Raw genomic sequence first — 15,106 nt, 5'->3', positions numbered from 1 at the left:
AGTATATACTAATTATCACCAGCAAACCACTCGGCAAAACTGGTTTCTGTTTCCTGTAATTTTATAGAATGTAAACTGATATGCTTTGGTAAACGATCTTTGATCTTTTTAGCAAAATCGATTACCATCATTTCACTAGTTGGTTGATAATCTACTAAAATAACATCGTGTCCTCTGTCTTTTAATTCTTTTGCTAACTCAACATGAGGAGTGTTTTTATTAAAAACCGTTGCATGATCAAAAACATCTACAATTTCTTCTTTTACTATCTTTTTTAAATCCCCAAAATCGATTACCATTCCAAATTTAACATTGGAAGTATCCATAATTGGCTCACCAATAACTGTTACCGATAATTTATAACTGTGTCCGTGTACATTTTTACACTTACCATCGTAACCGTATAAAGCATGACCCGTTTCAAAATTGAATTGTTTGGTAATACGAATATTGCTCATTATCTTTTAAATTTTTTATTACTTCTGTACTTGTTAAAAAAATACACGATAGCAACAACTAGAGCTAAAACTGCAAATAAAGAATTTCCTCCCATTTTTATTGTTTTTTATTCACCAAAAGTACGAATTTGTTTAACAACTTTGATAAAACCCCATATTAATACAGCTAATAAAAGTACACCAATAATAACAGAAACTGTTGGATGATGTGCCACCCACTTTCCTGTTTCATAACCAGCTTTATAAGCATCTGTCTTTTCTAAATTTTGATATAAAAACATTTCATAATAATTTTTTTTCAAAGCAAACACTGTCTTTAATTCCGACGTATTGTCCGTAATTATCTACAACAGCATATTTATTTTTCTTATACAACCCAATTGCCTCAACTTGTCTAATCCCTGTTTCTAACAAGCATCGATTGTATAACAATTCAACAGCCCATTTCTCTAACTCAAATAATATTAAAGAAGCAACTCCTTTTCCTCTACTTTCATTAGACGTAAACATTCGTTTCACTTCCATTGTTGCATCATCATATTCTTTTATAGCACCACATCCAACAGGTTTTTCATTGAAATATGCAACCACAACATGGTTAATCGTATCAATCTTATTAAACTGATCGTAAAATAAATGATCTTCTCCGTCTGATATAGAAAGATATTCATCTAGTTTTTTAACCAACTCAACAAAGTCCTGATTTTGAGAATCAGTTCGTATTAATTGTATCACTTTTTAAACTTTGCTAACGCATGTTTAGTAAACTCTGATAATACCAACTTTCCAGAAGTTTCTGCTCTTCCAATTAATAAACGATCCCAATGATCTGTTCCTAACCACAATGCTTTTTTCATTTCAAGCAAAGCTTCCGGATTATACGATGCTAATTTTTCTGATAATAATTCAACTTCTTTATCTAATTCAGAAATGCTTTCAAAAACTCGTGCATATAACCCTTTTTCTTTAGCCCAATACGCGTTTTTCCAACTAGTAGCATCTAACGTTAATTCTGCTAAACCACTCACTCCTACTTTACGTTCAACCGCAGGAGCAATTACAAATGGACCGATACCAATGGTTAATTCTGATAATTTTATCGACGCTCCTTCCGTAGCCAACACATAATCACAAGCAGCAGCTAATCCAACTCCACCACCAACTGTTTTTCCTTGCACCCTACCAATAATTAATTTTGAACATGTACGCATTGCGTTAATTACATTTGCAAACCCTGAAAAGAAAGCTTTACCATCTTCTAAATTAGAAATTGAGACTAACTCATCAAAGGAAGCTCCTGCACAAAACGCTCGGTCTCCTTCCGATTTTAAGATGATTACAGAAACGTTTTCATTTTCAGACAATGAATCAAACTCTTTGGCTAATCTATCTAGCAATTCACTAGGAAATGAATTACTTGCCGGATGACCAAATTCTACAGTAGCAATCTTGTTTTCAATATTGGTATATAAACTTCCGTTAGCTCTGGTTGTACTCATAGTTATTGATTTTTCTCAAAATTACATTTTTTGCGCTAGCGGTAAAAACTTTCCTCTAAATTTTAAAATTAATGGAATTCCACGAACGAGAATCCAACAATAAAAAGCAATCCAAACAGCGTGTAATTTGTAATCAAGCTCATTAAAAATTAACAAAACAGGAACAAAAACAAAGGTTGTTGAAACCAATAAAACATTTCGTATATACTTCATTTCTCCTAACCCCTTAAACATTCCATCGTAAATAAATGCAATTGCACATACCGGTTGCATCAATAAAATAATCCAAAAAGTATGATAAAACTGTTCTAAGACTTCGGGTTCTTGCGTAAAGATTCTTCCAATGGGTTTATAAAAAATAAAACCAATCACCGCCATTACAATTCCGAATAAAAAACCATATAGTAGCAATCGATTTCCTAATGTTATGAGTGTTTTATAAGCTTTTGCTCCTAATAATTTCCCTGATAAAATATTTCCTGCGGATGAATAACCATCAATGGTAAATGCTCCTATCAACCATAAATTAAGGCCAATGGTATAAGCTGCAATATATTCGTTTCCGAAGCTTGTCGCATATGAAGTACCAAAATACAAAGCAACATTTAAGGCAATCGTACGCACAAACAAATTTAAAATCATAGTGATAAAACGCGAAATCTCTTTATTGAATGGTAATTCAAGTTTAAGTGAGATTTCTGTTTTCTTCAATAGTAAATAAACAGCTATACCAGCCATAGAAACTTGTGCAAAAACACTGGCGTAGGCTGCTCCTTGAATATTCATTGCTGGAATTATACCTTCTACACCATACACCAAAATAAGATCTAAAACAATATTAATAATTGTTCCAATAATCGCAATCAACATTGGATAATACGTGTTTTGCAATCCTCGAAATGTACCAAAAACAGCAATTACAAAAAGTGTAAACGGAAAACCAAAAACTCTGATCTGATAATATTCAACTGAATAGTCTAAAATAATTCCAGAAGCATTATAAAATTGAAAAATATCTCGTGCAAACGGAAAGCTCAATCCTAGAATTAAAAAACTTGTAGCCACCACAATTACGATGGCTTGTGCAGGTAAATTTTTAACCTCATTTAACTTATTTGCTCCTAAATATTGAGATAAAATAGCTGAAATTCCGCTACGTGTTTGTCCGAATACCCAAATTAACATCGATAAAAAAGCTCCTACAATACCAATAGCTCCAATACTTTCGGTAGCATTGTGTTGTATGTTACCAACAATCGCTAAATCGGTCGTAGAAAGTAATGGTTCCGCAACACCCGCAATTAAGGCGGGAATTGCTAGTTTATTTATTCGTTTAAAGCTAATGTCTTGTTGCATGTAAGAAGTATTATGTCAGATCGAGCGGAGTCGATATCTAACAATTAACAACCTCTCGACTCCATTTGAGGTGAAAAATTATTTGATGAACGGCTACTTCTTCACCAACATTCGTTTAATTTCGTTCAACTTCATCAATGCTTCAATGGGTGTAAGCGCATCAATATTAGTTGCTAAAATTTCTTCTCGAATGTCTTCTAATAATGGATCATCTAACTGAAAAAAGCTCATTTGCATTTCTTCGTGTTGCGCATCTTTTAGAACCTCTTTAACTTCTTTATGTGAATGAGAGTCTTCTAATTCTTTTAAAATTTTATTTGCTCTATGAATTACCATACTAGGCATTCCTGCTAGTTTTGCTACGTGAATTCCGAAACTATGATTACTTCCGCCCGGAATTAATTTCCTTAAAAAGATTATACTGTCTTTTAATTCTTTTACCGAAACGTTGAAGTTTTTAATACGTTCAAACGTGGTGGTCATTTCATTTAGCTCATGGTAATGTGTAGCAAACAACGTTTTTGCCTTCGCAGGATATTCGTGTAAATATTCAGCAATGGCCCAAGCGATGGAAATTCCGTCGTAGGTAGACGTTCCTCGTCCAATTTCATCTAACAACACCAAACTACGATCCGAAATGTTATTTAAGATAGACGCTGTTTCATTCATCTCCACCATAAAGGTCGATTCTCCCATCGAAATATTATCACTTGCTCCAACACGCGTAAAAATCTTATCTACAATACCAATACGCGCATTTTGTGCAGGCACATAACTTCCCATTTGTGCTAACAGAACTATCAATGCGGTTTGACGTAAAATAGCTGACTTACCCGACATATTCGGACCCGTAATCATTATAATTTGCTGCTGATTATTGTTCAGCACCACATCATTGGCGATATATTCTTCACCTATTGCTAATTGTTTTTCAATTACTGGGTGACGGCCATTTTTTATTTCAATATCCGTACTTTCATCAATAATCGGACGCACATAATTGTTATCTATCGCTAATTTGGCAAACGACAATAAGCAATCAATTTTTGCAATCGCTTGTGCGTTTTGTTGCACAGGCTGTACAAAACCGATAATGTATTGAACCAACTTAGCAAAAATCTCAACTTCTAAGGCTTGAATTTTCTCTTCCGCTCCTAAAATTTTGGTTTCGTATTCCTTAAGTTCTTCTGTAATATAACGCTCTGCGTTTACCAAAGTTTGTTTACGAATCCACTCTTTGGGTACTTTGTCTTTATGGGTATTTCTTACTTCTATATAATACCCAAAAACGTTATTAAAAGCTATTTTTAAACTCGTAATTCCCGTTCGCTCAGTTTCTCGAGCCAACATATTATCGAGATATTCTTTTCCTGAATTAGAAATACCTCGTAAATCGTCTAATTCATCAGAAACCCCACTTGCAATTGCATTTCCTTTGTTAATATTTACAGGAGCATCATCAAAAACAGTTTCCGAAATTTTATGAATTAGTTCTTTACAATCCTTGAGCTGTTTCCCTAACTCTTGAACTGCCTTGTTCTTGCTTTTCTCTGCAGAAGTTTTTATCGGCAAAATTGCTTTAAGTGAGTTTTTCAACAGCACTACTTCTCTAGGAGAAACTTTACCTGTAGCCACTTTAGAAATTAAGCGTTCTATATCTGAAATTTGCTTTAACTGATAGGTAACCGTTTCTAAAAAATCATCTTTGTCAATTAAAAACTTCACCAACTCATGGCGTTGTTGTATTTGCTCAATATCTTTTAATGGAAGGGCTAACCAACGTTTTAATAAACGTCCGCCCATTGGCGAAATGGTTTTGTCGATAATATCTAACAACGAAACCGAATTGATCGAATTTCCACCATACAACTCTAGATTTTTAACGGTAAATCGATCCATCCAAACATACTTATCTTCTGCAATTCTTCCAACAGATTGTATGTGCTCAATTTTATTGTGTTGTGTTTCCGATAAATAATACATTGCTGCACCACCAGCAACAATGCCTTGTTCTAATTCATCAACACCAAAACCTTTTAAGTTGTTAACTTTAAAATGATTGGTTAAAACTTCGTTTCCGTAGTCTTTTTGAAACACCCAATCCTCTAAATAAAAGGAATGAAAACGGTTGGTAAACAATTCTAAAAACCGCTGTTTATTTTGCTTTTGTACCAAAACTTCACTCGGAGCAAAATTCTGTAATAATTTATCTATGTATTCTTCGTTTCCTTGCGCGATTAAAAACTCTCCTGTAGAAACATCTAAAAAAGAAACTCCTAGCAATTTCTTCCCAAAATGAACCGCTGCTAAAAAGTTATTCGTTTTCGATTGTAATACCTCATCATTTAACGCAACTCCAGGAGTTACCAACTCAGTAACACCTCGTTTTACGATGGTTTTCGTCATTTTTGGGTCTTCTAACTGATCGCAAATTGCAACTCTAAGACCCGATTTCACTAACTTAGGTAAGTAGGTGTTTAACGAATGATGCGGAAAACCTGCCAAAGCTGTTTCGCTTTCGCTTCCTGCACCTCTTTTTGTTAAAATAATTCCTAAAACTTCCGATGCTTTTACCGCATCTTCTCCAAAGGTTTCGTAAAAATCGCCCACTCGAAACAGTAACATCGCATCAGGATATTTTGTTTTAATTCCGTTGTACTGTTTCATTAATGGCGTAACCTTTTTTGCCTTTGTTTTTGCCAAGTTTTTGGATTTTTTGGGTTAGTTTTGCGAAGATATGAAAAGTGTTATTGTTGTTAAATAATTCATTTAATTATTTGATGAACAGATTGCTTCCTTTTCCTCTCAATGACGTAAAAAAATCGTCATTATGAGGAACAATAACAAAGTAATCTCACCATAATTATTTAAAGATTGCCCAAGCATGAGAAAACTGAAGAATAGCGAGTTAGGAAGAATAACGGTTGATGAGTTTAAACAAACTGAAAAAACACCCATTATTGTGGTGTTAGACAATGTTCGTAGTTTGAATAATGTGGGCTCAGTTTTTAGAACTTCGGATGCTTTTTTAATCGAAAAAATTTACCTGTGTGGTATCACGGCTACGCCACCCAACAAAGAAATTCATAAAACGGCCTTAGGTGCCACCGAATCGGTAGATTGGGAGTATGTAGAAGACACGTTGACTTTGGTTGAAAAACTAAAAGCAGACAATGTAAAAGTACTATCTATTGAGCAAGCTGAAAACAGTACTATGCTAAATACCTTTATCCCTAAATCGAACCAAAAATACGCTGTGGTTTTTGGTAACGAAGTAAAAGGCGTACAACAAAACGTAGTTTCTGCTTCTGATATGTGTCTTGAAATCCCACAATTAGGAACCAAACATTCATTGAATATCTCAGTAAGTTGTGGTGTGGTGCTTTGGGATTTGTTTTCTAAAATGAGAGCTTAAAAATAAATTGTCATTCCTGCGAAGGCAGGAACCTATGAGCTTGTTCTCGATACAATTTTATTCCGTTTTACTTCATAAAATCACTCGAACTGACATCAATATGAAAACTCTCGATAACCTTAAACAGATTGCTTCGTCCCTCGCAATGACGTAAAAAATATAAATTCCTTCAAAAAACGAAAAACAATTAACCAATCGTCATTACGAGGAGTGAAATGACGAAGTAATCTCTCTATTGAGAACTCGAAACCGAAAGATTGCTTCACTGCGCTCGCAATGACGTGGGATTTTAGTAATTTGTATGCATGAAAACTCCTTCTGTTTATTTTCTAACCAATAAAAACAACACTGTCATTTATATTGGAATTACTTCAAACTTAATTAAAAGAATTTACGAACATAAAACAGGTAAATACAAAGGTTTTGCTTTTAAATATAATTGCAACAAATTAGTTTATTATGAAACTTTTCAATCGATAACGGAAGCTATAGCTCGAGAAAAGCAATTAAAAGCTGGCAATAGAAAAAGAAAAGAAGATTTAATAAATAAAGAAAATCCTGATTGGAAAGATTTATCTGAAGGTTGGTTGTTTAATGTTTAACCTAACGTCATTATGAGGAAGGATGACGAAGTAATAAGTAATCTCTTAATTGGGAACTCGAAACTAACAGATTGCTTCGTCCCTCGCAATGACGTGTAAAATATAATTCTTTAAAAAATGAAAACATCAAGCAATTGTCATTACTAGGAAGGATGACGAAGTAATCTCTCTATTGAGAACTCAAAACCGAAAGATTGCTTCGCTGCCCTCGCAATGACGGGCTAAAAAAAGCAATGAGGCGTTCTATTTTTCTAACTTGTTTTTAAAGCTATAAATAAATTTCTCAATAAAAAACCTTATTTATTAAATAAATAATACCAAAATTTAACTTTTAACAACAACAATGTAAAACTAATGTTAAATTATTTTGTTTTTTAGAGTAAATTAGAATAAAACAGTACATTTAGCTCAGATTATATTAACTTTTAAAAATTAAGAAAATGAAAGAAATGAATCCCTTAGAAGAACAAGCAATGATTTTAAACCCTGAAGGAACAGAGACCCTTGGCGGAGGTGACGACAATACTGGAGGTAGTGGAACAAGTGGTGATGGTGAAGGTGGTTAATCATGAGCTAATCATTTTTATTTAAATAAGCTACAAAACCATCACTCTTGTGATGGTTTTATATTATCTATAAAATGTTTTTAAGATTCCTGTTTTTTTTTAGTTTTTTTTCTATCTTCTCTCAAGAAATAGCTCTTTCTTCAAAAGAAAGTATTATTAAAAAGGGACTAGAAGCATATTTTAATAATGATTCAATAACTCTAAACAAAACAACAAATCAATTATTATTTTTATATAAAAAAAATCAAGATTTGTCAGTTTTAGCTAAATATTTTCATTATAAAGCTTTACTTCATAGAATTAAATTTAATAGTGATAGTACTTATTATTATTATAATAAATCAAAAAACATTTCCTTGCTTTTAAATGATTCACTAGAAATAGGTAAAAGATTTCTTAGTATGGCTGTAATACAAAGAGATGCTAAAGATTTTTTAGGTAGTGAAATTTCATCAATCGAATCATTAAAATATTTGAAGCCTATTCAAGCTTTTAATTTTTTAGAAAGTGTCTATAACTGCCTAGGTTTGGCTTCTGAAGAATTAAATCAGATAAATGAAGCTATATCATACTATAAAAAAGCATACAAAATAAGTAAATTAAATAAAGACTATAAAAAACAAGAACTGGGATACATTCGTGTTTTTAATAATTTAGGTTTATTATATCAAAAACAAAAATTACATGAAAAAGCTATTCAGTTTTTTAAAAAAGGGTTAAAATTCGATGATATTAAAGAAAAATACCCTAAAGAATATGCTTTTTTATTAGAAAACTTGGCCGCCAGTAATTTTTTATCAGGAAATAAAAAAAATGTCTTAAAACAATATTACGAAGTGTTAGAAATAAGAAGTAAACTTAAAGATTTTAAAGAATTAAGTACTATTAATATTAATTTATCAGATTATTACAAAAGTTTTAATCAAAAAGAAAAAGCACTCTACCACGTTAACGAAGCTTTAAAATACGCTAGACAAGCCCATAATAACAAACGAACTTTAGAAGCTCTGGAATTACTTTCAGAACTCACAACGGGCAAACAATCAAGGCAATACTTACGAGAATACATACAGCTTAATGATAGTTTATTTCAACAAGAGCGTAGGTTAAAAAACCAGTTTGCAAAAATTAGGTACGAAACCGATAAAAAAGAAAAGGAAAACGTTGTTTTAAAAACCGAGAATGAAAAAAAACAAATAGAAATAGTACGTCATAAACAGCAAAAAACAATTGGTTGGTTATTTGCAGCAGCGTGTTTATTCGCCTTAGCATTAAGTGTTTCCTTTTTTGTGTTAAGACGTAGAAAACAACTATACCAAGCACAATTACAAAGAGCTGAAGCCCGTGAACATGAACGCCAACAAATTGCAAAATCGTTACACGACGAAGTTGCGGGTGATTTGCGAATGTTACATCAAAAATTAGAGAAATCGCAACTTATAGAAGAAGCACAAAAGCTAGAAATGGTAAAAGAAAACGTTCGTAATTTATCGCATCAATTAAGTAGTGTAAATTTTGACAAAGTTTCGTTTAAAGATCAAGTTATTAATTTAGTGAGCGATTATTTTTCGTTAGATTTAAAAATAAAAGTAAACGGATTACAAGATTACGATTGGTCTGCCATAAACAACGCTATAAAACGACTACTGTATTTAAGTATAAGAGAGAGCATACAAAACAGCCAAAAACACGCACAAGCAACTAAAATTATAATTGATCTTTCAATCGCTAAAAAATTTGTATTTTTGAGTATTACTGATAATGGTATAGGTTTTGATACCAAAATTAGTAAAAAAGGAATTGGTTTACACAACCTACAAGAACGTGTAGAAGAGTTAAACGGAACTCTTACTATTGAAAGTAAGGTGGGTGAAGGAACCAAAACTTCTATCCAAATACCTATAAATGCCTAACAAAATAAAAATACTGATTGTTGATGATCATCAGTTGATATTAGAAGGAATTCTTTCTTACCTTAAAGATATTCCTCATTTAGAAATTGAAACTGCAAATTCGTGCGACGAGGCTTTTTCGAAAATAAAAACATGTTTACAAAACAATCCTTTTCAAATTGTTTTTACCGATTTAAGTTTTGATAATGCTGATGAGAACTCTCTTATAGACAGTGGAGAGTCTTTTATAAAAATGCTTCAAAAAGAAGAAATTCCCATAAAAATTGGTGTTATTACTGGTCATTCTGAAACGAACCGGGTTTATAGTGTTATTCACAATCTAAATCCATCTGCCTATATTTTAAAAGGAAATTGCGATACCGCCGAATTAAATTTTGCCATTCAAAAAATGTTGGCAAACGAGGTGTATTACACACATGAAATTCATCAGAAAATCTTAAAAAGAGCCTTGGTAGAAATTCAAATGGATGATGTTGCTATCCAAATTTTAAAAGAATTGCCAAAACACGCAAAGATTGGTAATATGGAAGGAATCATTACCAAAAGTGACGGAAGTCTATTGAAAATAAGAGCAATAGAAAATAAATTAGCCAAACTTCGTGCCGATTTACAAGCTATAAATAATACAGACTTAGTGTTAAAAGCTAAAGAATTAGGAATATTAGATTAATTATTGCGGAAATCCACACTTTTTTCTGCGGTAAACCATTTTATCACTACCTATAAAACTGATAAATTTGCATCATACTTTGTTAGTAATTTTGGGGAAGATTACTTGAAGAAAAAAAAAAAGAAAACCTTTCAGGCAAATTTGTTTGGGAGGTTTTTCTTTGATTATTAAACTATAAACTGCGGAAAATCACACTTTTATTTGCGGAAATCCCTTTTTTAATATTAAAAATTTACTTTACTTTTGACTTGTTCTCTTCCGTTTAATTAATTAATGGGGATTAAATTAATCGACACGGATAAAAACGAAAAAAAGGGGATTAGTAAACCTTCTAGATAAATTTATCTAGAAGGTTTTTTTTATTGCCACCACATTAAATTGTAAATTGTCTTTTTATTTTCTAAAATGGCAAAATATATTATCGCGCTAGACCAAGGGACTACAAGTTCTCGTTCCGTAATTATAAACGAAAACGGACAAATTGTTGGGTTGGCACAACAAGAATTCGAGCAAATTTTTCCGCATTCGGGTTGGGTGGAACATAATCCGGAAGAAATATTAAAAACACAATTAGCTACGCTTAAAAAAGCAATGGCTAAAGCAAGTATTTCTCCTTCGGAAGTTGTGGGTATTGGTGTTACCAATCAACGAGAAACAACAGTAGTCTGGAATAAAAGCACAGGAAAACCCATATACAACGCCATTGTTTGGCAAGACAAGCGAACTGCCGATTTTTGTCAACAACTCAAAAAACGAGGTTTGGAAGATCACGTTCGTAAAACAACTGGCTTGGTCATTGATTCTTATTTTTCTGGAACCAAAATTAATTGGATTCTCAATAATGTAGAGGGAGCTCGAAAAGAAGCTGAGAAAGGAAACCTACTATTTGGAACCATCGATACCTGGTTACTTTGGAATTTAACGAATGGAAAAGTTCATGCAACAGATTATAGCAACGCTTCTAGAACCATGTTATTCGATATTAAAAACTTATGTTGGGATGAAAAATTATTAAAAGAATTAAACATTCCTAAATCGATGCTACCTGAAGTAAAACCCTCTTCTTTTCATTTCGGGAATTATGAATTAGACGGAAATATGATTCCCATTGCAGGAATTGCAGGCGACCAACAATCTGCCTTATTTGGACAAGCTTGTTTTGAAAAAGGAGAAGCTAAAAACACCTACGGAACAGGATGCTTTATGCTAATGAATACCGGTGAAACTCTCGAATATTCAAAAAATGGACTGTTGACTACCATTGCTTGGGGAATTGACAACAAAGTATATTATGCTCTTGAAGGAAGTGTTTTTGTAGCGGGTTCTGCCATTCAATGGTTACGAGACGGATTGCAAATCATTAACAATGCTAAAGACACTGAAAAATTGGCAAAATTAGTTGAAGGTGAAAATCCTGTTTATGTAGTTCCTGCTTTTGCTGGTTTAGGGGCTCCGTATTGGGATATGTATGCACGCGGTGCTGTGTTTGGATTAACTCGTGACACAGGTAAAAATCACTTGGTAAAAGCCACTTTAGACTCGCTTGCGTATCAAACCAAAGATATTTTAGACGTTATGCAAAAAGATGCTGAAGTACCTTTAACATCTTTAAAAGTTGATGGTGGTGCATGTGCAAATAATTATTTAATGCAATTTCAAGCAGATATTTTAGGTGTAGAAGTTCTGCGGCCAGAAATTATTGAAACCACAGTAATGGGTTGTGCCTACTTAGCTGGAATTTGTGTGGGCTTATGGAAACAAGAAGATATAACAAGGCAAAAAGCTATAGATAAAAAATTCTCTCCTTCCTTTTCATCGGAAAAAAGAGATATATTGTACAAAAAATGGCTAAAAGCCGTGGAAAGAACAAAAGATTGGATAGATTAAAAACGTGTCTGTTAGAGTTTTTTTTGTGAAGTGACAACATAACAAAAATGTATCAAGAACTAGACATCTCGATACAAATTTTACGTTTTCAACAGTAAAACTTACTCAATATGACATTATAAATATAAAACAATATGTCAAAATTCTACGATAAAATAACTCCGAGACTTCAAAAATTCATTGAAGAACAAAAAATATTTTTTGTAGCAACTGCTCCTATAGAAGGTCGAATTAATTTATCACCCAAAGGAATGGATAGTTTGCGTGTAATTGAACAAAATAGATTGATTTGGCTCAACGTTACTGGAAGTGGAAATGAAACTGCTACTCATGTAAATCAAAATGGTAAAATAACGTTAATGCTATGTGCTTTTGAAGGGACCCCAAACATTCTTCGTATCTATGGAAAAGCTAAAGAAGTTAAACCAAAAGATAAAAACTGGGAAGAGTTGGCCTCTTTATTACCAGAAACTCCAGGAGCACGACAAATCTTTGATGTAACCGTGGAAAGTGCACAAACTTCCTGCGGAATGTCTATCCCTTTTTACGAATACAAAGGTGAACGCGAAGAACTAAACGAATGGGCAATTAAAAAAGGAAAAGACGGTATTGAAGACTATTGGAAAGAGAAAAACACCCAAAGTATTGATGGATTGCCGACTGGTATTGATGTTTAATTTATCTTGATTATTAAATCTATAACTAAAATAGCCACCGTTTTAAGCCGATGGCTATCATATCAATATATTTCCATATTAATTAAAGCATTACATCCTCAATGTTAACAAACACAATGAGACCAATCTAGACCATATTTCAATTGATCCTGTAAATAAAATTCTGGATTATTCCCACTAATATTACAAAATTGGTCACAATCTATAAATGGAAATCCTCCTTTAATTTCTTGTTGATCTTCTCTACTTAATCTTTTTCCTAGGTTTAAAATTTGTTTTTTCATAATAATAATGATTAAATTGATTAAATCCTTGAACATTTTAAAGACATTTCAAGGTTAATGTCTATCTTCTCGCGAAAGAATTCTTATTAAATCTAAAAATAATAAATTTTTATCAAATTACCTGCCTTTTATTGCTTAAAATCAATTTTGAAAACTAAAGATAACCTTCAATAATTGTAGATTTAATGACTCAAAATAGACAGAAAAAAATGATTAAAAGTAGAATTTAAGAAATAAAATCAGAGAAAAACTACTGAATCAAAACGGAGGATTTCCAATCTCGTTGCTGACAATCTTTACGGAATAAAACGACTGAAAATAATACTTTGGATTTTAAACTGTGACAGACTTAATCAATTACGAGGTTGATAACTACAGGCTAAAAAATGGCTGTACATGACGCAATAAAAGGTAACAAAACCTAAAGCATTGCTGGTGAATTTTCCCACTCAGGAAAATCAACAGAACGATCTAAAATTCGCTTATTTTATTAAATTTATACTAAAACAACGAAACGATTCATAGCTGAACCGATAGCGAAACCACTACTTAAACGCATTCAATCCTGTAATATCTAAACCTGTTATTAACAAGTGAACATCGTGAGTTCCTTCATAAGTAACCACACTTTCTAAATTCATCGAATGGCGCATAATAGAATATTCACCAGAAATTCCCATAGCTCCTAATACTTGACGTGCTTCTCGCGCAATTTTCAGCGCCATATCTACATTATTACGTTTTGCCATAGAAATTTGAGCAGACGTAGCTCGACCTTCATTTTTTAGCGTTCCTAATCTCCACGCTAATAATTGAGCCTTCGTTATTTCAGTAATCATTTCCGCTAATTTCTTTTGTTGTAACTGAAACTGACCTATCGGTTTCCCAAATTGAGTACGTTCCTTCGCATAACGAAGTGCTGTATCATAACAATCCATCGCAGCACCAATAGCTCCCCAAGAAATTCCATAACGCGCAGCATCTAAACATTTAAGAGGCGCTCCTAAACCCGATTTATTAGGTAATAAATTCTCCTTCGGAACTTTAACATTGTTAAAAATTAACTCTCCAGTTATGGAGGCACGTAACGACCATTTATTTTTAGTTTCTGGCGTAGAAAAACCTTCCATTCCACGTTCTACAATTAAACCGTGAATTCTTCCTTCTTCATTTTTTGCCCAAACAACTGCGACATCACAAATTGGCGAATTAGAAATCCACATTTTTGCACCATTTAACAAATAATAGTCGCCCATATCTTTGAACTTCGTTTCCATTCCACTAGGATTACTTCCGTGGTTAGGTTCTGTAAGTCCAAAACTACCTATCCATTCTCCTGAAGCTAATTTTGGTAAATATTTCTTGCGTTGTGCTTCATTTCCATAGTTATAAATAGGTCCCATTACCAAGGATGATTGTACAGATGCCGTAGAACGTATTCCACTATCGCCTCTTTCGAGTTCTTGCATAATCAATCCGTATGAAATTTGATCTAATCCTGCTCCGCCATATTCCGTAGGAATGTAAGAACCAAAAGCACCAACTTCGGCTAAACCATTTACCAGTACTTTTGGAAATTCAGAACGTTGCGCATACTCTTCTATAATTGGCGACAAATTTTTCTTAACCCAATCTCTTGCAGAATTACGAACTAGTTTATGTTCATCGGATAATAAATCATCAATATTATAATAATCTGGAGCTTGGAATAAGTCGGGTTTCATGTGATTTGGTTTTGTTCAAAAATAACCAAAAAAACCGTTATTCCCGTTAGTTTAT

15 protein-coding genes are annotated in these 15,106 nt (G+C 32.9%); 7 read left to right on the top strand and 8 right to left on the bottom strand.

Annotated features, from left to right (window positions below; translation table 11 throughout):
* Positions 1–8: 8 nt before the first annotated feature.
* The 6 genes from C7447_RS02580 to mutS form a co-directional block, all read right to left on the bottom strand.
* Entirely contained in the window at positions 9–458 is a 450-nt protein-coding gene (locus C7447_RS02580) for a 6-pyruvoyl trahydropterin synthase family protein (RefSeq protein ID WP_148868619.1), read from the bottom strand.
* A 107-nt stretch (positions 459–565) separates the two neighbouring features.
* Positions 566–739 carry a hypothetical protein gene (locus C7447_RS14715; RefSeq protein ID WP_170245882.1) on the bottom strand — a complete coding sequence of 58 codons (174 nt, stop codon included), beginning with the start codon at positions 737–739 and terminating at the stop codon, positions 566–568.
* A gap of 1 nt (position 740) precedes the next feature.
* On the bottom strand, positions 741–1,193 hold the full coding sequence (locus tag C7447_RS02575) for a GNAT family N-acetyltransferase (RefSeq protein ID WP_148868618.1): 453 nt from the start codon (positions 1,191–1,193) through the stop codon (positions 741–743).
* Entirely contained in the window at positions 1,190–1,957 is a 768-nt protein-coding gene (locus C7447_RS02570) for an enoyl-CoA hydratase/isomerase family protein (protein ID WP_148868617.1), read from the bottom strand. The genes C7447_RS02575 and C7447_RS02570 overlap by 4 nt, the downstream gene beginning before the upstream one ends.
* Positions 1,958–1,978: 21 nt before the next feature.
* On the bottom strand, positions 1,979–3,313 hold the full coding sequence (locus C7447_RS02565; protein WP_148868616.1) for an MATE family efflux transporter: 1,335 nt from the start codon (positions 3,311–3,313) through the stop codon (positions 1,979–1,981).
* A 93-nt stretch (positions 3,314–3,406) separates the two neighbouring features.
* Entirely contained in the window at positions 3,407–6,016 is a 2,610-nt protein-coding gene (gene mutS, locus C7447_RS02560) for a DNA mismatch repair protein MutS (protein WP_148868615.1), read from the bottom strand.
* Positions 6,017–6,197: 181 nt separating this feature from the next.
* Here mutS and C7447_RS02555 point away from each other — a divergent pair, with 181 nt between their 5' ends.
* The 7 genes from C7447_RS02555 (at position 6,198) to C7447_RS02530 (ending at position 13,043) form a co-directional block, all read left to right on the top strand.
* Positions 6,198–6,728, top strand: coding sequence for an RNA methyltransferase (locus C7447_RS02555; protein WP_148868614.1), 531 nt, complete (start codon positions 6,198–6,200; stop codon positions 6,726–6,728).
* Between the two features lie 305 nt (positions 6,729–7,033).
* Positions 7,034–7,330: a GIY-YIG nuclease family protein gene (locus C7447_RS02550; protein WP_148868613.1), complete on the top strand. Its 297-nt coding sequence runs from the start codon at positions 7,034–7,036 to the stop codon at positions 7,328–7,330.
* Between the two features lie 440 nt (positions 7,331–7,770).
* Entirely contained in the window at positions 7,771–7,896 is a 126-nt protein-coding gene (locus tag C7447_RS15025; RefSeq protein WP_262712194.1) for a hypothetical protein, read from the top strand.
* A 401-nt stretch (positions 7,897–8,297) separates the two neighbouring features.
* Complete coding sequence (locus tag C7447_RS02545; RefSeq protein WP_170245880.1) at positions 8,298–9,809, top strand: tetratricopeptide repeat-containing sensor histidine kinase; 1,512 nt, start codon at positions 8,298–8,300, stop codon at positions 9,807–9,809.
* Complete coding sequence (locus tag C7447_RS02540) at positions 9,802–10,479, top strand: response regulator (RefSeq protein ID WP_148868611.1); 678 nt, start codon at positions 9,802–9,804, stop codon at positions 10,477–10,479. Before C7447_RS02545 ends, C7447_RS02540 begins: the two co-directional genes overlap by 8 nt.
* Before the next feature lie 405 nt (positions 10,480–10,884).
* The gene (gene glpK / locus C7447_RS02535) at positions 10,885–12,366 is read left to right on the top strand and encodes a glycerol kinase GlpK (RefSeq protein ID WP_148868610.1); all 1,482 of its coding nucleotides are present in this window, start codon (positions 10,885–10,887) and stop codon (positions 12,364–12,366) included.
* Positions 12,367–12,500: 134 nt separating this feature from the next.
* Positions 12,501–13,043: a pyridoxamine 5'-phosphate oxidase family protein gene (locus C7447_RS02530; protein ID WP_148868609.1), complete on the top strand. Its 543-nt coding sequence runs from the start codon at positions 12,501–12,503 to the stop codon at positions 13,041–13,043.
* A 104-nt stretch (positions 13,044–13,147) separates the two neighbouring features.
* Here C7447_RS02530 and C7447_RS02525 read toward each other — a convergent pair whose 3' ends face one another.
* Positions 13,148–13,327 (bottom strand): hypothetical protein, encoded by a 180-nt coding sequence (locus tag C7447_RS02525; RefSeq protein ID WP_148868608.1) that lies wholly within the window; start codon positions 13,325–13,327, stop codon positions 13,148–13,150.
* A gap of 545 nt (positions 13,328–13,872) precedes the next feature.
* Positions 13,873–15,051, bottom strand: coding sequence for an acyl-CoA dehydrogenase family protein (locus C7447_RS02520; RefSeq protein ID WP_148868607.1), 1,179 nt, complete (start codon positions 15,049–15,051; stop codon positions 13,873–13,875).
* Between the last annotated feature and the right edge of the window lie 55 nt (positions 15,052–15,106).

The organism is Tenacibaculum adriaticum (genome assembly GCF_008124875.1).
Taxonomy (GTDB): Bacteria; Bacteroidota; Bacteroidia; order Flavobacteriales; family Flavobacteriaceae; genus Polaribacter; species Polaribacter adriaticus.
The sequence above is the reverse complement of the archived record's forward strand: the minus strand, read 5'-3'. Positions and strand labels throughout refer to the sequence as shown.

What these genes read in the sequence shown, in the direction of transcription:
- C7447_RS02580 (WP_148868619.1), bottom strand. Translation starts at nt 458, where the DNA reads ATGAGCAATATTCGTATTACCAAACAATTCAATTTTGAAACGGGTCAT.
- C7447_RS14715 (WP_170245882.1), bottom strand. Translation starts at nt 739, where the DNA reads ATGTTTTTATATCAAAATTTAGAAAAGACAGATGCTTATAAAGCTGGT.
- C7447_RS02570 (WP_148868617.1), bottom strand. Translation starts at nt 1,957, where the DNA reads ATGAGTACAACCAGAGCTAACGGAAGTTTATATACCAATATTGAAAAC.
- C7447_RS02565 (WP_148868616.1), bottom strand. Translation starts at nt 3,313, where the DNA reads ATGCAACAAGACATTAGCTTTAAACGAATAAATAAACTAGCAATTCCC.
- C7447_RS02555 (WP_148868614.1), top strand. Translation starts at nt 6,198, where the DNA reads ATGAGAAAACTGAAGAATAGCGAGTTAGGAAGAATAACGGTTGATGAG.
- C7447_RS02550 (WP_148868613.1), top strand. Translation starts at nt 7,034, where the DNA reads ATGAAAACTCCTTCTGTTTATTTTCTAACCAATAAAAACAACACTGTC.
- C7447_RS15025 (WP_262712194.1), top strand. Translation starts at nt 7,771, where the DNA reads ATGAAAGAAATGAATCCCTTAGAAGAACAAGCAATGATTTTAAACCCT.
- C7447_RS02545 (WP_170245880.1), top strand. Translation starts at nt 8,298, where the DNA reads ATGGCTGTAATACAAAGAGATGCTAAAGATTTTTTAGGTAGTGAAATT.
- C7447_RS02540 (WP_148868611.1), top strand. Translation starts at nt 9,802, where the DNA reads ATGCCTAACAAAATAAAAATACTGATTGTTGATGATCATCAGTTGATA.
- glpK (WP_148868610.1), top strand. Translation starts at nt 10,885, where the DNA reads ATGGCAAAATATATTATCGCGCTAGACCAAGGGACTACAAGTTCTCGT.
- C7447_RS02530 (WP_148868609.1), top strand. Translation starts at nt 12,501, where the DNA reads ATGTCAAAATTCTACGATAAAATAACTCCGAGACTTCAAAAATTCATT.
- C7447_RS02525 (WP_148868608.1), bottom strand. Translation starts at nt 13,327, where the DNA reads ATGAAAAAACAAATTTTAAACCTAGGAAAAAGATTAAGTAGAGAAGAT.
- C7447_RS02520 (WP_148868607.1), bottom strand. Translation starts at nt 15,051, where the DNA reads ATGAAACCCGACTTATTCCAAGCTCCAGATTATTATAATATTGATGAT.